General features: G+C 64.6%; 18 protein-coding genes and 3 pseudogenes. 15 read left to right on the top strand and 6 right to left on the bottom strand.

What is annotated here, in order from left to right:
- The 12 genes and pseudogenes from J1M86_RS19930 to J1M86_RS19875 form a co-directional block, all read left to right on the top strand.
- Positions 1–239, top strand: a pseudogene (locus J1M86_RS19930) (hypothetical protein); the annotation flags it as partial.
- A gap of 65 nt (positions 240–304) precedes the next feature.
- Positions 305–1,684, top strand: a pseudogene (locus tag J1M86_RS27005) (SCO6880 family protein); the annotation flags it as partial.
- Between the two features lie 136 nt (positions 1,685–1,820).
- Positions 1,821–3,530, top strand: coding sequence for a hypothetical protein (locus J1M86_RS19920; RefSeq protein ID WP_206511069.1), 1,710 nt, complete (start codon positions 1,821–1,823; stop codon positions 3,528–3,530).
- A complete protein-coding gene (locus tag J1M86_RS19915) occupies positions 3,527–3,835 on the top strand; it encodes a transposase (RefSeq protein WP_094622100.1) in 309 nt (102 codons plus the stop codon). Before J1M86_RS19920 ends, J1M86_RS19915 begins: the two co-directional genes overlap by 4 nt.
- A 4-nt stretch (positions 3,836–3,839) precedes the next feature.
- The gene (locus J1M86_RS19910) at positions 3,840–5,498 is read left to right on the top strand and encodes a peptidoglycan DD-metalloendopeptidase family protein (protein WP_206511068.1); all 1,659 of its coding nucleotides are present in this window, start codon (positions 3,840–3,842) and stop codon (positions 5,496–5,498) included.
- Entirely contained in the window at positions 5,495–6,088 is a 594-nt protein-coding gene (locus J1M86_RS19905; protein WP_206511067.1) for a hypothetical protein, read from the top strand. The genes J1M86_RS19910 and J1M86_RS19905 overlap by 4 nt, the downstream gene beginning before the upstream one ends.
- On the top strand, positions 6,085–6,324 hold the full coding sequence (locus tag J1M86_RS19900) for a hypothetical protein (RefSeq protein WP_206511066.1): 240 nt from the start codon (positions 6,085–6,087) through the stop codon (positions 6,322–6,324). The genes J1M86_RS19905 and J1M86_RS19900 overlap by 4 nt, the downstream gene beginning before the upstream one ends.
- Before the next feature lie 33 nt (positions 6,325–6,357).
- Positions 6,358–8,265 (top strand): type IV secretory system conjugative DNA transfer family protein, encoded by a 1,908-nt coding sequence (locus tag J1M86_RS19895; RefSeq protein WP_206511065.1) that lies wholly within the window; start codon positions 6,358–6,360, stop codon positions 8,263–8,265.
- On the top strand, positions 8,262–8,873 hold the full coding sequence (locus tag J1M86_RS19890) for a DUF4913 domain-containing protein (RefSeq protein WP_294638009.1): 612 nt from the start codon (positions 8,262–8,264) through the stop codon (positions 8,871–8,873). The genes J1M86_RS19895 and J1M86_RS19890 overlap by 4 nt, the downstream gene beginning before the upstream one ends.
- A 52-nt stretch (positions 8,874–8,925) precedes the next feature.
- Entirely contained in the window at positions 8,926–9,792 is an 867-nt protein-coding gene (locus J1M86_RS19885; protein WP_206511064.1) for a hypothetical protein, read from the top strand.
- A gap of 41 nt (positions 9,793–9,833) precedes the next feature.
- Positions 9,834–10,271: a hypothetical protein gene (locus J1M86_RS19880; RefSeq protein WP_206511063.1), complete on the top strand. Its 438-nt coding sequence runs from the start codon at positions 9,834–9,836 to the stop codon at positions 10,269–10,271.
- Positions 10,272–10,405: 134 nt separating this feature from the next.
- On the top strand, positions 10,406–11,497 hold the full coding sequence (locus tag J1M86_RS19875) for a hypothetical protein (protein ID WP_206511062.1): 1,092 nt from the start codon (positions 10,406–10,408) through the stop codon (positions 11,495–11,497).
- 95 nt (positions 11,498–11,592) lie between these two features.
- On the opposite strand, the gene J1M86_RS19870 is transcribed toward J1M86_RS19875, so the two are convergent.
- The 4 genes from J1M86_RS19870 to J1M86_RS19855 are packed head-to-tail and all read right to left on the bottom strand — an operon-like array spanning position 11,593 to position 14,970.
- Positions 11,593–12,084: a Pycsar system effector family protein gene (locus tag J1M86_RS19870; protein WP_176457858.1), complete on the bottom strand. Its 492-nt coding sequence runs from the start codon at positions 12,082–12,084 to the stop codon at positions 11,593–11,595.
- The gene (locus J1M86_RS19865; RefSeq protein WP_141215092.1) at positions 12,081–12,824 is read right to left on the bottom strand and encodes an adenylate/guanylate cyclase domain-containing protein; all 744 of its coding nucleotides are present in this window, start codon (positions 12,822–12,824) and stop codon (positions 12,081–12,083) included. Before J1M86_RS19865 ends, J1M86_RS19870 begins: the two co-directional genes overlap by 4 nt.
- 44 nt (positions 12,825–12,868) lie before the next feature.
- Positions 12,869–14,563 (bottom strand): relaxase/mobilization nuclease domain-containing protein, encoded by a 1,695-nt coding sequence (locus tag J1M86_RS19860; RefSeq protein WP_206511061.1) that lies wholly within the window; start codon positions 14,561–14,563, stop codon positions 12,869–12,871.
- Between the two features lie 26 nt (positions 14,564–14,589).
- On the bottom strand, positions 14,590–14,970 hold the full coding sequence (locus J1M86_RS19855; RefSeq protein WP_094662918.1) for a plasmid mobilization relaxosome protein MobC: 381 nt from the start codon (positions 14,968–14,970) through the stop codon (positions 14,590–14,592).
- 395 nt (positions 14,971–15,365) lie between these two features.
- Here J1M86_RS19855 and J1M86_RS19850 point away from each other — a divergent pair, with 395 nt between their 5' ends.
- Positions 15,366–16,586, top strand: coding sequence for a hypothetical protein (locus J1M86_RS19850; protein WP_206511060.1), 1,221 nt, complete (start codon positions 15,366–15,368; stop codon positions 16,584–16,586).
- 803 nt (positions 16,587–17,389) lie between these two features.
- A pseudogene (locus J1M86_RS19845) lies at positions 17,390–17,590 on the top strand (GNAT family N-acetyltransferase); the annotation flags it as partial.
- Between the two features lie 12 nt (positions 17,591–17,602).
- On the opposite strand, the gene J1M86_RS19840 reads toward J1M86_RS19845, so the two are convergent.
- Together J1M86_RS19840 and trxA are read right to left on the bottom strand one after the other, a co-directional pair.
- Positions 17,603–18,796, bottom strand: coding sequence for an N-acetylmuramoyl-L-alanine amidase (locus tag J1M86_RS19840; RefSeq protein WP_206511059.1), 1,194 nt, complete (start codon positions 18,794–18,796; stop codon positions 17,603–17,605).
- 136 nt (positions 18,797–18,932) lie between these two features.
- Positions 18,933–19,265 (bottom strand): thioredoxin, encoded by a 333-nt coding sequence (gene trxA, locus J1M86_RS19835; RefSeq protein ID WP_037152116.1) that lies wholly within the window; start codon positions 19,263–19,265, stop codon positions 18,933–18,935.
- A gap of 482 nt (positions 19,266–19,747) precedes the next feature.
- On the opposite strand from trxA, the gene J1M86_RS19830 reads away from it, so the two are divergent.
- Positions 19,748–20,158 (top strand): hypothetical protein, encoded by a 411-nt coding sequence (locus J1M86_RS19830; protein WP_206511058.1) that lies wholly within the window; start codon positions 19,748–19,750, stop codon positions 20,156–20,158.
- Positions 20,159–20,230 lie beyond the last annotated feature (72 nt).

Genomic DNA, 20,230 nt, shown 5'->3' with positions numbered 1-20,230 from the left:
GCCCACGACCGAACCTGACCCCACCCTCGCCAGGCGGTTCGCCGTCCTCGGCATCAGGCCGACAGAGTCAGAGCGCCAACGGATCTCGCGGAGGATCGGGCGGCGGATCGGGATCGAAGGCAGCCAAGGCGGTGGGGTCCGGAGCTGCGGGCGCAGGACGTTCGGCCGACGACCTCGCCGGTGGCCGAACCTCGAACAACAACAGCAGCAGCGGTAACCGACACGCGATACCGCGATGACCACCCCGACATCGGCCACACCGGTTGTGGCGCAACGTGTTCTTTCCTATCCGAGGAGTGAGTAGATGGCGACGAGAACCGAAGCAGGTCTGCTCTACCACGGGTGGACCAAGCCCCGAAACACCGGATTGTTCGGTGCGACATGGGCAGCGACGATCATCGGGTTCGTCCTGGTGATCTCGGTGATGGTGACCATGATGTTCGCCGGTTTCGGCACAGGCGTGGTCGTCGCAACAATCGCGACAGTTGTTGCCGCACCGCTGGTGTGGAGCAGAGATGGTCGATCCGGATACGAAATGACGGTGCTGAGAATGCAGTGGATACGAGCACGACGCAGGAAAGAGAACATCTACCGAGGCGGGCTGTTCTCCGAACTACCCGGAGGCAAAGCGTTCCTCCCGGGCATCATGGCCCCGACCAAACTCTACGAAGGCGAAGACGCCGCCGGGTTCCGGTTCGGGATGATCCACATGCCCGCCAAGCACTGCTACACCGTGGTGCTGCGCGCCTGGCCGCAGGGCGACGAAGCAGTCGATCAGTCCCTGATCAACAACTGGGTCGGCGAATGGGGAGTCGTACTCGCCGCGATGGGCCAGACTTCCGACATCGTGGCCGTCGTCCCGGTCATCGACACAGTCCCCGAAACCGGTAACCGGTTGCTCGCCGAAGTCGACCGCAACACCGCGCCGAATGCACCTGCCCTGGCTCAGCATTCGATGTACGACCTCGCCGAGTCGCTGCCCACCGAACAGGTCCAGCTCGAGGCCCGGATCGCAGTGACATTCCGCGCCACCACTGATGCCCGCAAGAAGGACCCGTCCGAGCAGGCCGTCGAGATCAGCCGTCGACTACCAGGGCTGTGCGCGGCCCTCAAATCGGCGTCGGTGATGGTCCGGCCCATGCCTGCGGCCGACATCGTCGCCTTCGTCCGGCGCTCCACCGATCCCGCTTCACAGGCAGATCTCGAACGCGCGTCGTCGAGCTCGGCGGGACACGGACTTCACTGGGACGACGCCGGACCGGTTTCGCACGAGGAGAAGTTCGACCAGTACGTCCACGACGGTGGCCGGTCGGTGACCTGGGAAATGGATTCCGCTCCCGCCAGCGCCGTCGACGAGGGCGTCCTTCGGCGCATCCTCGCTCCCAATCCCGACGTGCCTCGCAAACGTGTCGCGATCATCTACCGACCCCACACCGCGGCGGATGCGGTCAAGATCGTCGACACCGACTACAAGAACGCACTCATCGCCGAGCAAGGCGGGCGCGGCATCGGATCGGTGACCGCCTCGATCAAGGTCGAATCGACCTCCCGCGCCCGCGAAGAGCAGGCCCGTGGCCACGGACTCGTGCGCTTCGGGGTGCTGATCACCGTCACCGAGCCCCTCACCGGCGACATCCCGGCCATCGAAGCCATCGTCCGCGATCTGTCGGTGCAGTGCCGTCTCAAGATCCGCCGCGCCTACCGCTGGCAGGCCGCCGGGTTCTACGGCTCCCTCGGCATCGGTGCAGTGCTGCCCGAACACGCCACCCTCCCCGGCGCACTCGCCGGATACGCACCCGAGACGAGAAGAGGACCCGTCCATGGTCAAGATCCTCGACGACACCGCCCGCGCGGCCCTGGTCGTCGCCGCGAACCGTCCCGGCGTGCGCAGCATGTGGGCCAAACACAGGCTCGCCACCGACGACCGCCGCCGCCGCAACCGCGACGCCGCGGACTACTCGTCCTCGGCCGACGGCTTCGCCCGCTCCACCCTGCGCCTGACCGACCGCGGATTCGCCGGCCCAGGGGGCGGGCGCACCAACACCGTCGGCCGACAGATCGAATACCGCGCCACCTCCGTCCAAGCTGCCGGCCTGTGGCCGTGGTCGGTCGGTGCCGGAGCACCACTGATCGGGACCCCGATCGGGCAACACCTGCTCACCCGCGCCGCGGTCTGCTTCGACCTGCTCAACTGGTTCATCGAAGGTCTGATCACCGCACCGGTGGGCTTCGTGCTCGGACTCAACGGTTACGGCAAGTCCTCGTTCGTACGACGCGTGGTCCTGGGCGGTATCGCACAGAACGTCACCACCCTCGTCCTGGCCGACGTCAAGCCCGACTACCGCAAGGAAATCGAAGCCGTCGGAGGCCAGGTGATCGATCTCGGCTACGGATACGGACGCATCAACCCGCTCGCCGGTGGGGTCCTGGGATCGGTGATCCCCACCCTCTCGGCGTTCCCCGACCTGCAGCGCCGCATGCTCGCCGAGCTCCGCGGCCGCCAGGTCCAGGTCGTCTCGGGACTGATCGAACTCTCCCGCGGCGGCCAGGTGCAGGACTTCGAGGAAACCATCCTCGCGACCTCGCTGAACCTGCTCTACGGCGAGATGGGCTACACCCCCGATCGCCCGCCCCTACTCGGTGACCTGCTCGCCCTCGTCATCGACGGACACCCCGAACTGATCGCCGACGCCGGCGAAGACACCGTCGAGGAGTACCGACGCTCGACCAAACGCCTCCGGCAATCACTGCGCGGGCTGATCAAAGGACGGTTCGGTGAAGTGTTCAACGGACACACCACCACCGAAATCGACATCGACGCCGTCGCCATCTGCATCGATGTCTCGCACATCGCCGAAGGCGACACCAAACTCAAAGCGGCCGTGATGCTCGTGTGCTGGTCCGACGGCTTCGCCGCCATCGAAGCCGCACACGCCCTCGCCGACGCGGGCCTGGGACCGCAGCGCTACTTCCAGGCCATCATGGACGAGCTCTGGCAGGTCCTGGGACTGGGCGACTTCATGGTCGACCGCGTCAACGCCCTCACCCGCTTGAACCGAGCCATCGCCACCGCGCTGTGGATGATCACCCACACCATCACCGACCTCGAATCGCAGTCGACGACCGGATCGGCGAACAAAGCCCTGGGCTTCCTCGAACGCGCCCGCGTCAAGGTCATCGGCCCGATCCCGGAAAAAGAAGTCGAACGCCTGGCCGGCATCGTCAAGTTCACGGCCACCGAATCCGACATGGTCAGCGGATGGTCCGCGCCGCCGCCCATGACCGGAGATCGCCGCAAACACGACGAGCCGATCGAGCCCCCATCCGGACTCGGCAAGTTCTTGATCAAGATCGGCGAGAGCGAACTGAGCCCCGGCATCCCGGTACAGCTGATCTTCTCCGCCGCCGAGATCGACGCCGGCATCCACGACACCAACTCCCGGTTCAGTGAGTTCGCCGACGCGAACCTCGTCCGCGAGGTCATCGAAGCCGACATCGCCGCCCCTGAGCAAGCAGGAGCGCTCGCATGATCGCCGAACGCAAGTACAAGCGCCTCACCCCCGAACTGCGGGCAGCAGCAGTACAGACCGTCGCCAAGGTCGCCACCGAGGTGTCCTCCCGGTGGAGAGCGATCGAGCTCGTCGCCGAAACCCTCGAGGTCCACCCGAACACCCTGCGCAACTGGGTCGTGGCCGCCGGCCGCGACGCCGCCCCCGTCACCACCGAAGAAGCTGAGCGCCGCGCCCGCGAACACAAAGTCCAGCTCGCGGCCGCGACGGAGCTGATCGCCACCCTGACCGCAGGAATGGGTCCGCACACCGGTCGGCGCGCATAGCGACGTGGACGCCAAGAAACTCCTCGTCGCCACCGCCGCGACACTTCTCGGGCTGGTCCTGATCGTGGTGGTCATCCTCGCTCCGGCGTCGACGACCATCGCCTGCGCTCCCCCGTCCGGTGCCGCGGCCGGCGCGATCGCGCCGGCCGGGACGCTGGTCAAGCCCACCGCCAGCGACACCACCACCGACAGCTCCGGTTTCGGCCCCCGGTGGGGCACCGTCCACCAGGGCATCGACCGCGCCGGCCCGGTCGGCACCCCGATCTACGCCTTCACAGACGGACGTGTGGCCGAAGCCGGGGAGGCCGCCGGATTCGGGCACTGGATCATCCTCGACCACGAGATCGACGGCCGGACCTACTCCACCGTCTACGGTCACATGTTCGCCGACGGTGTCCTCGTCTCTGCCGGCCAGCACGTCTCGGCCGGCCAGGAGATCGGAAAGATCGGCAACGACGGCGAATCGACGGGCGCACACCTGCATTTCGAGGTGTGGGAGGGCGCGCGGCTCCCCGACGGTGCTGGAACCGCAGTCGACCCCGCGCCGTGGGTCGCCAAGGCCGCCGAGCCCGGCACCGCCGCCCAGCCACAGACCTCGAGCTCCCCCGGTGCAGGAACGGGCGGCCTCAATGCCGCACAGCTCGCACTGGCGAAACAGACCGTAGCCATCGGCGAGGCGATGGGGGTACCCGAACAGGGAATCGTCGTCGCGCTCGCCACCGAAGGCCAGGAGTCGACCTATCGGATGCTCGCCAGCTCGAACGTCCCGGACTCCACGAACTACCCCCACGACGGCATTGGATCGGATCACCTGTCGGTCAACCAATTTCAGCAACAAGTCACGATCTGGGGCACGACGGAAGAGCTGATGAATCCAGTGACCGCGAACATCAAGTTCTACACCGCCCTGCTGAAGATCCCCGGCTGGCAGTCGATGGCTGTCACCGACGCCGCCCAAGCAGTGCAAGGGTCTGGCCACCCCGGGGCCTACGCCGACGACGAACCACTCGCCCGCCAGCTCTACGCACAGTTCAAAGGTGCCCGCGCCGACCTGACCGCCGACGACCTCGCAGCGATCGCCAACAACGGCACCGGCGCTGTGGCCACCGCCGTCGTCGACGGCGGCACCGCCCCCGGTGCCTGCACCCCGCCTGCCGGCGGAGCGAGCGGAGGACCGACCTTCGTCCCCGGCGGCCCGTTCGGAGCCAATGTCATTGCCGCAGCGTCGAGATGGATCGGCACACCCTACGCATGGGGAGGCGGAGATTCGAGCGGTCCGACCCGAGGAATCAGCGACGGTGGAGGCGCAGCCGACGCGAACGGCGACACCGCCAAAACCGGGTTCGACTGCTCCGGATTGACCCTCTACGCGGTCTTCCAAGCATCGGGCGGAAAGATCACGCTCCCGCACTACACCGGCGACACCTCCAACCCCGGACAGCTGGGCGACCCACGGGGACAACAGATCCCGTTCGAGGACAAGCAACCCGGAGACCTCATCTACTTCGGCTCCGGAGGCAACACCCACCACGTCGGTATCTACACCGGCACCGAAGGCGGCCAGGACATGCTCCTCAACGCCCCCCAGTCCGGCCAAACCGTCTCGATCATGCCGCTCTCCGGCTGGGCCGGAGAAGACATGTACGTCAGGAGATTCGGATGACCACCACACCACGCACCCACCGACGCGCCGCTTTGGCCTTGCTGGCGGCCCTCACCTTGGTCATCGGTGGCTGCGGCAGCGACGACTCCGGTCAGGACACCGGTGACCAGCCTCTCGATGCCGGCGGACCGACGACCTCGCTACCCGCGCCCTCGACCCCGGACCTGCCACAGGCCTTCGCCGGGGTCGACCAGACCGATCCCGAGCAGGTCATGCTGGCCGCCGCGACCACTCTGTTCTCCTACACCCCGGCAGACGAGCCCAACCAGCTCGCCGCAGCGAAGCGGGCGCAGCCGCTGTTCGACGAGCGCTACTACGCCGACAACGCCGCTTCGTTCATCGCCCTCGCCCCGATCACCGGCAACCAGTGGCAGGACTGGGCACAGGCAGGTGCCCGCGTCATCGCGGTCGCCGCGATCGGCGGCGACGACCATCCCGCCGATCAGAGCGGCCGAGTCTCACGCGTGGTCACCGTCACCCAAACCGCCACGACCCCCGACGGAAAGACACTGGGAACCAACACCTTCGCGGCCTACTTCACCGCCACCAAACTCGGCGTGTGGCGCATCAACGCGGTGGCTGTGCGATGAGCTTCCTGGTCCTCTACGGCCACGGCACCGCCGCCGGGCCTTCTCCCGCCCCCGCCCTGCAGATCGCAGCCGACAGCATGGTCGGCTACATCGACGAGCTCGAACGAGGCCACACATTCGTTGCCGTACAGGGCCATTCGCACGCCGTGACACCGCTCCAGGTAGCCGATCCACCGGGATCGCGCACCGCCCCCGGCTTCACCGTCACCATCACCGCCATCGTCGAAGTCTCCTGACACACCCGCCCACCAACGAGAAGGACTCCACACATGCGCACTCGCAGCGTCAAAGACCCCGCCACCACCGACGGCTCCCTGGTCCTGCTCGGCTTCGGTGCCGCCGTCGCCGCCCTCGCCGGAGGCGGACTGTGGGCCGGCATTCACCTGGGCACCGACCAACCCGCCCCGGACAATCCCATCGCCATCGCCAAACGCCTGTTCCGCGGCGATCTCGTATGGCAGACCGGCTCGACGATCGTCGTCGTCCTCTCCGCACTGGTGCTGCTCGCGGCGGCGGTCGGAGCGCTGGTGCTGCTCGGTCGCTACCGGAGCAAGAAAACCCGCGTCGACGACAAGGCCCGCCACCTCGGCCGTGGCCGCGACATCGAATCGCTCAGCGAGAAAGGATGCAGACGCAAAGCAGCGGACCTGGCGATCGAGCTGACACCCACACAGGTACCCGGCGTCCAGGTCGGCCGTCACCTGCTCTCCAAACAGATGCTGCGCGGCAGTTACGAGGACCTGCACTGCGACATCTGGGGGCCGCGGACCGGTAAGTCCTCCTCGCGGGTCATCCCGGCGATTCTCGACGCCCCGGGCGGGGTGATCACCACCTCCAACAAACGCGACGTCGTCGACGCGACGCGGCTCTGGCGCAGCGTCCGTCTTCTCGACCGCGTCACCGGGGAACCGGTCAAGGCCGCGGCGGTGGACTGGAGCACCTACGGCGACAGTAAGGCCGTCCCGGCCAAGGGCATGGTGTCCGTCGAGTCCCTCGAGCGGCGCCCGGTGTGGGTGTTCGACCCGCAGCAGGTCGCCGACGAACAGCCCAGCTGGTGGTGGAACCCGCTGACCTGGGTCACCGACGAAGTCAAAGCCGCCGACCTCGCCGAACACTTCGCCTCCGGCGACGACGGGGTCGAAGCCAAGAAGGACCCGTTCTTCGACCCCGAGGGCCAGGACCTGCTCGCCGGGCTGATCCTCGCCGCTGCAGTGGCCGGACGCCCGATCACCGACGTCTACACCTGGGCAACGCAGGAGAAGAACAAGGAGCCCGTCGAAATCCTCCGAGGCACCGCCGACGGCCGATACCGCCTGCAAGCGGACGGCCTTGCCGCACAGTACAACCAGACCGAGAAGCAGCGATCCGGCGTCTTCACCACCGCCAAGAAGATGATCCGATCGCTCAAGCTCTCCGCAGTGCACCCGTGGATCCGTGCGAGCGGACCCGGCGATACTCGCCCGCACTTCGACCCACGGGCGTTCGTCGCCGAGGGCGGCACGATGTACAGCCTCTCCCGCGAAGGAAACGGCTCCGCCGGTCCCCTGGTCACCGCCCTGACCGTGGCCATCATCGACGCCGCCGAACAGCTCGCCACCACTTCCCCCAAAGGCCGTCTCCCCGTCCCCCTCCTCGCACCGCTCGACGAGGTCGCCAACGTCGTGCGCTGGGCGAAACTACCCGGCCTCTACAGCCACTACGGCTCCCGCGGCATCATCATCATGGCCGTCCTCCAGTCCTGGTCCCAAGGCGTAAACGTCTGGGGCACAGAAGGAATGCGCAAACTCTGGTCCGCCGCCAACGTCCGCGTCTACGGCGGCGGCGTCGCGATCGACGACGGCGAATTCCTCCGCAACATGTCCACCGCGATCGGTGATCACTGGGAAATCAGCGGATCGGTCTCCACGAGCGATCACGGCCGCAGCGTCTCACGCTCGCGCACCAAACAACGCACCTTCACCGAAGCCGAACTCGAAGCCCTCCCCCGCGGACGCGCCATCGTCCGATCATCGGGCAACACACCGGTTCTCGTGCGGACCGTGCCGTGGTGGGAAGGACCGAACCAGGCCGCCGTCGTCGCGTCCATCAGAGTCCACGACCCCGAAGCCGATCGCACCCTCGCCGGCGCAGTCACCCTCGTCGGGAACGTCGACCTGACCAGAGAGGGTGCAGCGTGAGCGAGGATTTCAGCTTCGACGGCCTCGACGACACCGCCACCGAAGCTGCCACCGGATCGTTGAGCGAGCCGATGCAGGCCCGGGTCCAGGCGGGCGTCGATCGACGCCTGAGCGCCGAAGTCGACGCGATCGCCGCCGCACAGTTCGAGGAGCTCCTGACCCCCGAGCTGCACCACCAGCTGGCCGAGGCGACACGGGCTCGGATGGAAGCCGAGCTCGACGCCGCGATAGACGCGGCCAGCAACGAGCCCGAACCGCTCAAGTTCGGGTCGGTCGAGGAGTTCGTGCGCGACCACCTCGCCGTCCTCTACCGCCGCGAGGTCGAAGACGTACCGTACCGGTGCTGGTGCCCGCAGTGGTGGCGGCACGCCGAAGCCGTCGCCCGCCTCGAAGCGCTGTGGCGATCGTTCGAGCACCTGCGCAAGGACCCACACACCGGCATGAGCGTGTGGCTGCGCGATCACGCCGACCACCACATGGAAAAGCTCTTCGCCTCCGACGGCCCCTTCCAGAACTGCGATACCCGCACCGGACACTCCGACCGGCTGCATGCGCTGCCCGTGGACCCCGCGCCGCCGGCGATGTTCCCCGACCAGCGACAGCGCTGACCCCCCACCGATCCGGTAACGAGCCGGACCGCCGATTGAAAGGTGACACCACATGTCCGATGACGAGCTCGGCTCCGCCAGTAGAGAAGTGGGGATGGTGTTCCGCGTCGGGATGCAGCTCGCATCCCGTTTCGCCGAACAGAGCGCCCGCCGACGTGAACAGCAGTCACGCGAGGCCGAGCAGCACAGCAACCAAGCCACACGTGAATACAGCGAACGGCTCCGCACCGAACGGATCGCCGCCGAAACCCAGCTCCGCAGGCCTTTCGCCCCTCAGTGGTGGGACCGGGCGACACCTCACGACATCACGACCGTCTACGAGCAGGCCAAGGCATGGGAAAGCGAGTCGGAGATCGCCACGCAAGCCGCAGCAACGGTCCGCAGCGAAGTTCGTCGTCGATACGGCGTCGACATCACCGATGACCGCGGGGCCCGAGCGTTCATCGACGACAGCCAGCGTAAAGATGCCCTCGCCCAGAACTCCGACAGAGCGGCAGGACTCGATCGCGCCCAGGCCGCTGCACTCATCGCGGACGCCGAGCGCCAGGACGCCGAAACGCAGCGGCTCTCACAGGACGGCTACGGATCCGGCCCTGGCATAGAAGACGCGGAGGCCCAGCCGATGAACGAACGTGAGGCCCGGGACCAGAACTCGGAGCATGCTGAGCGGTCGCAGGAAGCAAACGGACGTGCTGAGGCCGATCGCAGCTACGACAGCGCCGCACGCCGCGAGCAGTTTGCCTCGGACATGCGCGCGGCCGGTGTCGACGACGAGGCGATCGCCGCGCGGATCTCTGCAGACATCTGCCAGGGCGCACCCGCCGGTGCCATTACAGTGCCTTCGACGAAATCACCTCGAGCGCGCAAAGGACGGCCCGGCAACGGAAAGCACACCGACCGCGAACGTTCCGGCCGCTGACCTTCTTTCACGCCTAACACCCATCCAACACAGGAGATCCCATGAACACCATCACCCGCACTGTCGCCACCGCAGCCATCGCCGCCGCAGCATTGATCGGCGGGACCGGTCTCGCAGCAGCGGACGTGCCTCCTGCAACTCCGAGCCTGACCGGCGACGACATCGTCACCGTCGGAGACAACGGCGGCTGCAACGGACCCATCCACATCGACCGCACCACCGACCGAGCCCACCCCGGCCAGCTGACCATCACCGCCACACCCCGCGGAGACCTAGGCGCGCGTCCGGGCTGCGGAACAACTATTCAGGTCGACTGGGTGAACGGCATCGCACCGTTCACCCACTCCGCACAACTCCCCCTCGACGGAGGCCCCGCCACCATCACCGTCGACGCCGGACTCGGCGCAAGCTGGGTGACCGTCTCCGTACTCCCCCAGCGAGCATTTGCCGTATCGAACTACATATGGATCGCTCCGTAGTCGCGAACTCGGAACGAACACGACTGTCCACTTCGAGCTTCGAGGTGGGCAGTCGTGTCGGAGCGCTTTGCGACAATCTGCCGTCACAAGGCACCCACCCACTCTGTTCGACTGCTCACCAGCGGAGGTATCCCATGACCGGCTACTTCATCGGTCGTCCGAACGATGATGTGTTCCCGTCCCCGCCCCAAGCTGCCGTGCGGGCGGTGCGATCGCTGCTGCCCAAGCATGTACCGGCACTACTCGACGGCCTCGACGCGGTTGTACGCCCGCGGCTGGACGATGTGCTGCGCTACCACCAGCAGATGGCACCCAGATGGGACCACCCGCAACCACAGTTGAGCGAGGCAGAACGATTCGAGCGGTACAGCAACTTCGCTGTACGGCTGGCGCTTTCGGTTACCTCCGGCGCAGTCAGTGGCGAGACCTTTTACGCATCGCCTGAAGCGTCGGCCCTCGTGCAGGAGGCATCGGCACAGCCTGCCGACCTCGTCCCCGCGACAGTGGCCGATCTACCGTCCCCCAGCGGGTTCGCGTATTTCGGTGCGGCCGTACCCGAGGAATCGTTCTACCTGCTCTGGCACACAGACAGCGATCCCACGTCCTCCAACAGCGTCGGCATCCAGATGGCGACGGCAGCTGGCCTCGAAGCATTCCTGCTCCAGAACGGTGAAGCAGGGTGGGGCACCGATCGCGCTCTCCACATGCCCCTTCAATCCATGACCATGGACATCGGTGAGCCTGCCGACGATGCTCCGCCCGGTCTGAGCGCAGGCTGGGGGTTCCTCACCCAGCCACCGCATGTTCCCCAAGCCCCCGAAGGCTTCCGAAATATCTTCTGCTGGGACGATCCAGCCCTGTTCATCCGCGTCCTGATGGCGTTCACGGACCTACTACGGATGGAACGATCCAACCTGACGACCAGCGACGAAACTGTTCTGTCCAAACGCACCCACAGCCGAGGGCGCAGGGTGGAAACCGTCGTACACCATCTGAGCTACCGGGGATCTGCCACTCCTGCCGAAACGATTGGACAGGAAGGGCGACTCAAGAATCGACACATCGTCCGCGGTCACTGGCACACCTACCGCTACGGACCGGACCGACATGAACGTCGACGCCGCTGGGTGGAGGCCCACATCAAGGGTCCCGACGGCGCACCGCTCATCGTGCGACGACGGGTAAACATAGTGCCTCCACCCCCTTCGACAGGCTCGGCAATCTAGCCAAAACAACTCGATCACGACAGTTCTGGTGCAACCCAAGCCACGACGTCGCTTCGACCGCTATCTTGCGTTTCGCAATCTGATTGTTGAGTCACCTACGCACACAGGGACGAGATCACGAGAAAGAGCACACCAACAGGTGCGAGACTCATGGAGACCTGCACCAGGCGATGCTTCGTCCACGCAATTTTGCTCATCTCGACCAGCTGCTTAGAGAGCACCGGTAGTAGGTCCGACGTCTCCAGGTGATTTTGTACCGCAGCGGCGTCTAGGTGCCTTAGATGACCGAAGTAGACGAAATTTCCACGCGCTTCGGACTGGAGTCCTCCCCTGCGTAATCGAGGTCGAACAACCAGGACAACGCACAGCACGCTCAACGCAAGCGTGAAGACGCCCAGGACGTACCAGACGACCGAGGCCCCAGCAAGATCATGGAAGACGCGGCCATCGCCGGATAACGCCACTACCCCTCCGAGTAGCGCCGACTCGATTGTCAGCGCGAACGAAGCTTTGGTATCCACCTTGCCGGTCCAATCGACCAGTGCGGCATGGATCTTCCAAGCTGTTTCGATCGGATCAGCGCTCATGAATAGGATCGCCACCACGTGGACGTGTAGACGTTCTCGATACGTGAACCGATCTTGGTATAGCCCTTGTGTTGCCACATATCGCGGACAACGCCGTCCTTCTTTTCAGAATTTTCGCTACGAAGATTTTTCTCACTGAGCAGCTCATAGACATCATCGGTGATGATGGTTGCGCCACCATCTTTGTAGTCGCTCAGCTTTGCGGCGGTGTTGGGCGCGTGGCCGATACTCACCAGGTCGTTGTGATCGCGCACTCCGCCCCTCACTACGTGCGCGAACCCAATATCGATACCGGTTCGGTGACGCAACTTCCAGTCGTTCTCCAAGAACTCGTTCCAGTACGGCTCGTACAGGGTGAGCGCATCATGGGCGAGCACCGAAATTGCCCAGTTGATTCTCAGACCCGCGTCCACCGCGTCGTTGGCGGCATCGTCACCCTTGAACATTGCCATCACTCGGTCCCCGTCGAAACTCCGAATTTCACCACCTCGGTCTCTGATCACTCGGCATACGGTTGTAAGAAATACACGCAGTATGCGAGCACCTTCGTCGTACTCGAAGCGGCTCGGAATGCTGGAAGAGTCCGCCATGTCGGTGTACAGGTACGCGACATCGGAAAGCGCAACGTAGTCGTGCGGCCCTATCGAGCTGCTTGTAGGGATCACACGGCCATCACGAATCTTGAATGGCGTATTGATGAGGCTGTCGACTTGGGTCTCTAGGTCCGATTTGAAGCTCAACGCGGGTCCTCCGTCTCGTACCGGCCGCTGTCCTGCGGGCGGTCTTACCGTCCGTCCCTTGAGTCTCGTTCCCTCTTAGGTTTCTTGGGCTGAACCCGGCGAGGTTGTTCGCTGGTACGCGGTTTGCTTGGCGTATTTGCCGACGGTGGTGGGGCCATCACTTGCGCCACGCGCTGGGCGGATTCTGCGTCCGTGAGCTCGTCAACGGTGTACGCCGCCCGTGTTGCATCTACTTCGGCCGCCGTGCCTTCGCGGTAGACATCCGCAGCCGAAGGGAGCTCGATGCCTTCGAGTCGGGTGTGTACCTCACTGAGTCTTTCCCGGGTGACGATCTCGAGGTCGTGTGCGTACTCGGCGTTACCGGCCGCGCGTGACGCGGCCGCGATGGCCTCGGTTGCTTTCATCAATTGCCGCAGCAGCAGGATGTATCCGGTGGTGGCGTCGAGACCTGGTTTGCACGCCATGACGATCAAAGCCGCTCCGCCGGCCGACACCACCCCGGCCGGCTTTGCGGCGCGTTGGTGTGCGGGCAATTGCGCCGCGCGTGCGAGCTGCTTGGATGCATGTGCGAGTGGTCCGGGACGATTCTCGACCTTCGCCGACCATGCTGCGAACACCCCAGAGGTCCGGCCTGCCGCACGTGCCCATTGCGCTCGATCGGTGACCGGAATGCTCGTGAGGTACTCGTTCCACCGTTCGAGGTCTTCCGCTGCTCGCGCGAGCAGTTTCGGATCGGCCACGACAGCTTCCGGTCCGCTCCGCTTGGCGGGCTTCCCTGCTTTGGCTGCAGTCCATTCGTCGACGGCGTTCGCCGATTCTTCGGTGGTGGTGTCCCATTCGCTGCGCAGGCGCGGCAGCGTCAGGTCTTTCGACAGCTTTCCTCCGCCATACCAAACAGCGGCGACCGGGCCCTCGCCTTGATTGGGTCGCAACGCCACCGAGTAGCCCTCGACAGTGTCGGTGGTTCCCTTGGTGAATCGTGGCCGCACCAGCACCCCACTGCCCCGTAGTCGACGCACGAATTCTGCTTCGGTCTTCGAGGCGGTAGCTGCGGCTCGCACTCGGCGCTCCAACACATCTCGACCGGTCTCCGGCAGGTGCGCTCGGTCAGCACGGCCCTGCTCGGCGGGCTTGGATCCGCGGCCGCCGAGTTGCTGTTCGCGGGACTGCAGAACATCGAGACCGTACCGGTGTTCGAGGGTGTTGCACGCGGCCTGCGCCCGCTTCCGGTCGTTGAACGTGTTGACCTTCGTACCGTCCTCGCGGACAGCGGATGCCGCGATGTGAATGTGGTCGCCGCCGGCCTTGGTCTTGCCGTGCCGGATCGCCACCCAGCGAGCCGGGGCCCGTGGTGAGTCCGCGTCGTCGAAGTCCATTTCCTTCATGAAGTCGGCCGCGATCGTCGCCCACTTCTCGTCCGACAGCTCACCCTCCTCTGGCTTGAGCGAGAGCGAGCAGTGCCACACGTTCTGATCCGATGTGGCGTCGGCCAACGCCACCGATCGCGGGACACCGTCGTCGATGGCAGCGTTCATCTTGCGTCGACTGGTCACCGACACCTCGGTACCGAACACCACACGCGCAGTGTCCAGTTCTCCCGCTAAGGCGATGGCGTCCTCGTGCGACATCTCGCCCGCCGGGGCCGCGAACACGATGCTTTCGTGTCCGGCGACGACGTGCGGGTTCTCGTGCTCGTTCGACTTACCCGGACCGGCGAGATACACCACCAGCCCGGTCATCTTCGCGCCCCGAGTGATGTTCGGTATCAACGTCCCACCAGATCGCGCGGCAACCGGTTCACCCGATCGAAGACCTGCCGCACCGCCGCGATCGCTGCCATGGTTTCCGGTGGCACCTCGCCCGTCGCGTTCGCCACTTTCGCGAGCTGGTTTAGGTTCCGTCCGAGAGCTGCGATGAGCTTCGTCGCCGCGAACAACTCCGTCAGATCCTCACGCGAGACCGTCGAGCGTGGGGCCTTGAGAGCGGAGTCGATCAACAGCCGGGCCACCGTCACGCCCTGGACGCGGGCAGCGGCTTGGACCGCCAGCTCCTGTTCGGCGGTCAGCTTCACCACGTGCCGGTACTCACGGCCGCCGACGACGTTCGACTGACGGGTGCGCAGCCACCCCGCTTTGCGTTCTGCCATCACCCGCTCCTCCCATTTGCACCTCACTTCGGCCCAGCGCAGCGACCCCAGACCTGGGGACCACGCGATCAGCGTGTCAGATTTCCGTCAGGAAATCCACACTTAGGGCACCTAAGTTATAGCTTGCTCCGCCGGGGCACGTTGGTGGCTCGCGGAGCCTGCGTAGTGGGTCACCAGAAAAGACGCTCAGGACGAGCGCCGCGAGTTCGGAATCCGCGCGCCACAGGTGCGCGGCCGGCGGTTGTCCCCGGTTGTGGATTTCGGACCCGATTGTGGGTGCCCGAGATCGAGCGGAGCGGCCTGGGAACTCTCGGACATCCACATGAGGACCACGTCCGATCCACAGTTGGGGGCAACCGCCGCTACCGCTGTCAGCTGTCCCGCAAGATGTAGACATGACCCTGTTTTCGCCGGCACAGAAGTTGTCTACGTTTCTGGAAAATCGACTCAAGGCAGCGCTGCAAGAGGCGCACTCTGCGGACATGTCGACAGCGACGGTTGAAGCCCTCGCCGAAAACATCATCGAGCAGTACCGGGTGGAACCGTTGGAGGTGCACCGAGACAAATTGACGCAACTTGCCGCTTCCAACGACACCGTAGTGATGGGTCGGCGAGCCTTCCCTGTTCGCTACCGCCTGCCCTGCACCGGAACACCGGAACTCTGGAGCAAGGAACCCTCTAACAGCTATCTGAACCCGGATTTCCTGTTCACCACGAAGATGGGCGGCGACGACCATCTGATCATCACAATGCAGCTCCCTGCCCTCAATCTCGCCACCGACATCTACGACGACAAGGAACGACTTCTCGCCCTGCAGGCAGAACAGCAGAAGAGTGTCCAGGACACCCGAGACGCCCACATCGAACAGCTGCAAAAGATGGTGAATTGGAGCGGAAATCAAACCAACACATGGAACGATTCACTCTCGATTCAGATACGCCGCACTCTGAAGGAGCGCGCGATGGTCGCCGACGAGGCCAAGCGCTTTGCTGCCAGTTCCGATGTCCCGGTCTTCCGTGTGGACGAGGCGGAACAGGTGCCGCTACAACCCGGCATCGTCCGCCGCAAACTACGTCCCGAAGCATCGGCCACCGAAGCGACGCTAGCTACCGAGATCTACGAAGACATCGTGCAGACCATCGAACAGATGACGCGCGCGATGGAACGCACCCCTACAGCGGCTCGGCTCGGCGAAGAAGAGATCCGAGACCTGATCTTGTTCGTCCTCAACGCCAACTATCGTGGCGCAGCAGCTGGTGAAGTCTTCAATGGAAACGGCAAGACCGACATCCTCCTACGCTGGAACGACCAGAACGCATTCATAGGTGAATGCAAGTTCTGGGAAGGCCCGGCGCGCTTTCGTAGAGCGATCGATCAGCTACACGGGTATGTCACGTGGCGAGACACCAAAGCTGCGCTCATTCTGTTCGTCAAGGCCGGGAAACCAACAGACATCATCGACAAGGCCGCGGGCGAGCTGCGCAAACATCGGACATTCGTTGATGAAGCCCCGCACACCAACGGAACACGGCGCGACTTCGTCCTCAGCGCAGCCGACGACGACGCGAAACACATAGATGTTGCCTTGGTCGTCGTCATACTTCCGGCACGCTGAGTAGAAGCGGGCAAGTGAGATCTCGTTACCGACCTGAACGTCTGACTATTCGGAGCGTCTGATGCGGGTCGAACCTTCTGGTAAGCAATGCCTATGTCGATCACCACGGAACTGCAGCGCCGCACACTGCGGTTCGTAATCGCCGCAAATCGTGGCGGATGTCAACCGACGGCCAAAGAAGTTCGAGAGTGGATCGACCGGCCAGACCCTCGCCCCGGCAAGCCTGGAAAAATGATCAGGCCCGCTATACCGGCGAAGCCGGGAGTCCCGTCCCCCCTCATGCAGTCTCTCTCCGCATCCTTCGAGACTCCAATAATGAGTTTCCTGAAAGAGACCCAGAGAAACTACGTCGTTCTTGGCTTCGACTTCGGCCGCGATTTTCGAGCGGCCACAGGCATTGCCTCGATGTCCGGAGGAAGTGCACCCACACCGGCGATCCCAGCCAAGTACGCCCCTGACGGCCCACCAGAGCATGTCGCCAAACAGTTGCTGCGATTCGGTTGGATGCAAAAGGGCAGCAACAAGGGACTTACCGTCACACCTCTCGGTCGGGCGCTGTCAACTCCGATGAGAGTGAGGAGGCCGACGTCGACGAGTCTGGCGGCCTTCTGCTGGAAGGTCGCAACCCAATTGCGTGGGGAAAGCTGGTTGGCAGTATCGCCGAGCTCGAAGAGGTCTACATCGTCGATCCCTATTTGCATGCCGAGCACCTGGCGCAGCTCGTCGAGCACGCGGACGTGAATCGGGTTCTCACGCCTGTGGTTCCGAACGCAACCGCACATGTGACGTGCTCGGCATCGACGTGCATGATCGAAGCCGACTTCCTCGAGAAGGTCGGCTTCGAGGTGGTTGCACCCCACCACAGGTTTCCGAGGCTGCGACTCGAACTCGATCGAGACCACGGCTGGAAGCAGGACGTGGAATCCGCCCTGGAGCAATTGCTCATCGCGGCCAGCATCTCGGTGGTCGACATCGAGCAGAAGTCGACGGTCGGTGCCCGCTGACACGCGATGCGGTCAGGGACGATCGGCGGCGGCCAGTTCCTCGGCGAGCAGTTCGGCGAACGTGAAGGTTCCCGTCGGCTGATCGTCCTGACCCAGTAGGTATAGGCGCTTGACGGAGATCAGAATTGCTTCGGCGATGATGTCGCGGTATCGGGGGTCGGACAGTACCTCGACGTCGGACTCGTTGGTGAGGTAGCCGACGTCGATCTGAATGGTCGGCATGTTGGTCAGGCGCAACAGATCCCAGGTTCGACCGTGGCTGCGGCAGTCCAGAAGCGGTGTGCGAGCGACAATTTCGCGCTGCACATAGCTGGTGAGAACCTGACCGATCATGGACGTGGAACCGTGCGAGTTACCGAAGTGGAAACTGGCGACGCCATTGGCGACCGGACTGGTGCTCGACGCGCATCGCAGGGAGATCATCAGATCGGCGCCCCAGGCATTGGCGGTCTCTGCGCGGTCGGCCACGGAGGGATTGGTACCACGGGCGCGGGAGAGGAACGTATCCATTCCCGTCGCGGCCATGCGGCCCTCGAGGCGGCTGGCCAAGTCCCACAGAATCTCCGATTCGGAGACTCGACCCAGTGGGCCGTCGACGATGCGCCCGGTGTCGGCACCACCCAGATCGGGATCGATGACGATGCGCTTGCCGGTCAACTGCGGTCCGGACTTACGGACGAGCTCTTCTTCGCTCATGGCATGAGGTGATCCGCCGGTGACACGGGTGCCGAGGAGGTCGAGCGAACGCAACGTGGCCGGGCCGCAGATACCGTCCGGCGAAAGACCGATCTCACGCTGGAACGAAGACAGGCCTTCGTGGGTTCGAGGACCGAAGAAGCCATCGACGCGTTCGCTGTAAAACCCCAGGTCCTGCAGACGTGTCTGCAGAGTGGCGACGTCGTCTCCGTAGAGCGGGGCGGACAGCTGGTAGATCAAGGTGCGGGCACCGAGGTGGTACGACGCCTCCTTGAGAGCGCGATACGTGGCCGGCCCGACGACACCGTCCACCAACAGACCGCGATGCTGTTGAAAGGCGCGCACCGCACCGCCGAGAGCTGCATCGAAGACCGAGCCCGGAGCAGTCCAGTGTCCGTCGTCCATCGGACCGGGAGGAACTACGGCCTCATGGAGAAAACCCAGAGCCGAGAGAGTGCCGCGGACCTCGGCGACGGCGGGTCCGGAATCGCCGTGACTGAGTTCCTGCATCCTCGAAAGCCTCCAGATCGTTCTGACAACACCTACCACTGGACGTGGACGATGTGCCGACGCTCAGCGCCGGCACATCAGATGATTGTCGCAGAAAGACTGCCTTCCGCTGCAATCCACACGATTCGGAGGTGAATCAGATAACGCCTTCGAGGTCTTTGAGCAGCGCGGCCTTGCCCTTGGCACCGACGATCTGCTTGACCGGCTTGCCACCCTGGAACAGGATGAGCGTCGGAATCGACATGACCTTGAAGTCGCGGGCGGCCTGAGGGTTGGCGTCGATGTCGAGCTTGGCGATCGTGAGCTTGTCCTTGTGCTCGGCGGCGATCTCTTCCAGAACCGGAGCGACCATCTTGCACGGGCCGCACCAGGTGGCCCAGAAATCGACGAGGACGGGCTTCTCGCTCGTCAGCACGTCGTCGGCGAACGACGCGTCGGTGATGGTGACTGTGCTCTTGTCGTCGGACATTTCTACCGGCCCCAACATGAGCAAGGGCGCATTGGCTGAGCTGAAGGTCCTACTTGCCACACCCGGAAATGAAGGTCTTTTCAATCCGCCAAGCACCTCGAGGGATGTTGCACGACCGATGCATCGTCGACCCGCTGTCTGTGCGAATGCTCGGGGCGAGCATGAATGGGGTCGGAGGAGCCGCAACGACGGTCGTCCTCCCACTACCTGACGAACACGGTGCGTATTTCAGGCAGCGCGCCGAAGAATGGTGGGCAGGCTCGGAGGACCTACGCGCGTCACTGGCAACCTAGGTGCGCCAGAACTGACCCCTCACATTCACCACCTTTGTCAAAGGTGCATTGGGGTGCATCTGTCGGAGCGATTCGATAGCGTAGCCCTCGGATATCGGACGGCGTGTGGGCCGCCCGAGACCGCGTTGTCAATCAGCGCCGCGCAGTCTATGGGCGCGCGCTGCACGCCGTCTCCGGAAGGTTCCACACATGTCGCTCGCCCCTCTCAACCCCGACACCGTTCGCGCCGCCGCACAGGCCGCCCTCGAAACCCGTCTCGGTCTGATCGATGCCATCGTCGCCGCGCAGAACGAACGCGCTACCGCCGCGACGAAAGTCGCCGAAGCGCAAGCCGCCGAACGCGCGGCGGCCGCCGCCGAGCTGGCCGCGATCAAAGCCGCACTCGACGGCGGCTGGTCCGCACCCGAGCTCCGCAAGGCCGGACTGAAAGTCCCCACCTCCGCCGTCTCCGGCAAGAAGACCGCCACCAAGACAACGCCCCGGCCCCCTCGCCTTCAACCATCGTCGACGGCGGCGAAAACCGAGCCCGACGCAGCCGAGTCGACCGGCACTGAGGCTGAGCAGAAGTCGCCGGGTGAGAGCTACGCGAACGCGAGCTGACCGATGACATACCCGCTCGGCTCGACCTGGGTACCGGTGTTCGTCATGTCGTCGCTGCAGGAGCAGCCGGGC

This window comes from Rhodococcus sp. KRD197 (assembly GCF_017168235.1).
Taxonomy (GTDB): domain Bacteria; phylum Actinomycetota; class Actinomycetes; order Mycobacteriales; family Mycobacteriaceae; genus Rhodococcoides.
Note: the sequence above shows the minus strand (reverse complement) of the source record. Positions and strands in the feature narration are given on the sequence as shown.

Excerpts from the sequence above, each read along its gene's own strand:
- J1M86_RS19920 (WP_206511069.1), top strand. The coding sequence starts at position 1,821 with ATGGTCAAGATCCTCGACGACACCGCCCGCGCGGCCCTGGTCGTCGCC.
- J1M86_RS19915 (WP_094622100.1), top strand. The coding sequence starts at position 3,527 with ATGATCGCCGAACGCAAGTACAAGCGCCTCACCCCCGAACTGCGGGCA.
- J1M86_RS19905 (WP_206511067.1), top strand. The coding sequence starts at position 5,495 with ATGACCACCACACCACGCACCCACCGACGCGCCGCTTTGGCCTTGCTG.
- J1M86_RS19900 (WP_206511066.1), top strand. The coding sequence starts at position 6,085 with ATGAGCTTCCTGGTCCTCTACGGCCACGGCACCGCCGCCGGGCCTTCT.
- J1M86_RS19895 (WP_206511065.1), top strand. The coding sequence starts at position 6,358 with ATGCGCACTCGCAGCGTCAAAGACCCCGCCACCACCGACGGCTCCCTG.
- J1M86_RS19885 (WP_206511064.1), top strand. The coding sequence starts at position 8,926 with ATGTCCGATGACGAGCTCGGCTCCGCCAGTAGAGAAGTGGGGATGGTG.
- J1M86_RS19880 (WP_206511063.1), top strand. The coding sequence starts at position 9,834 with ATGAACACCATCACCCGCACTGTCGCCACCGCAGCCATCGCCGCCGCA.
- J1M86_RS19875 (WP_206511062.1), top strand. The coding sequence starts at position 10,406 with ATGACCGGCTACTTCATCGGTCGTCCGAACGATGATGTGTTCCCGTCC.
- J1M86_RS19870 (WP_176457858.1), bottom strand. The coding sequence starts at position 12,084 with ATGAGCGCTGATCCGATCGAAACAGCTTGGAAGATCCATGCCGCACTG.
- J1M86_RS19860 (WP_206511061.1), bottom strand. The coding sequence starts at position 14,563 with ATGACCGGGCTGGTGGTGTATCTCGCCGGTCCGGGTAAGTCGAACGAG.
- J1M86_RS19855 (WP_094662918.1), bottom strand. The coding sequence starts at position 14,970 with ATGGCAGAACGCAAAGCGGGGTGGCTGCGCACCCGTCAGTCGAACGTC.
- J1M86_RS19850 (WP_206511060.1), top strand. The coding sequence starts at position 15,366 with ATGACCCTGTTTTCGCCGGCACAGAAGTTGTCTACGTTTCTGGAAAAT.
- J1M86_RS19840 (WP_206511059.1), bottom strand. The coding sequence starts at position 18,796 with ATGCAGGAACTCAGTCACGGCGATTCCGGACCCGCCGTCGCCGAGGTC.
- trxA (WP_037152116.1), bottom strand. The coding sequence starts at position 19,265 with ATGTCCGACGACAAGAGCACAGTCACCATCACCGACGCGTCGTTCGCC.
- J1M86_RS19830 (WP_206511058.1), top strand. The coding sequence starts at position 19,748 with ATGTCGCTCGCCCCTCTCAACCCCGACACCGTTCGCGCCGCCGCACAG.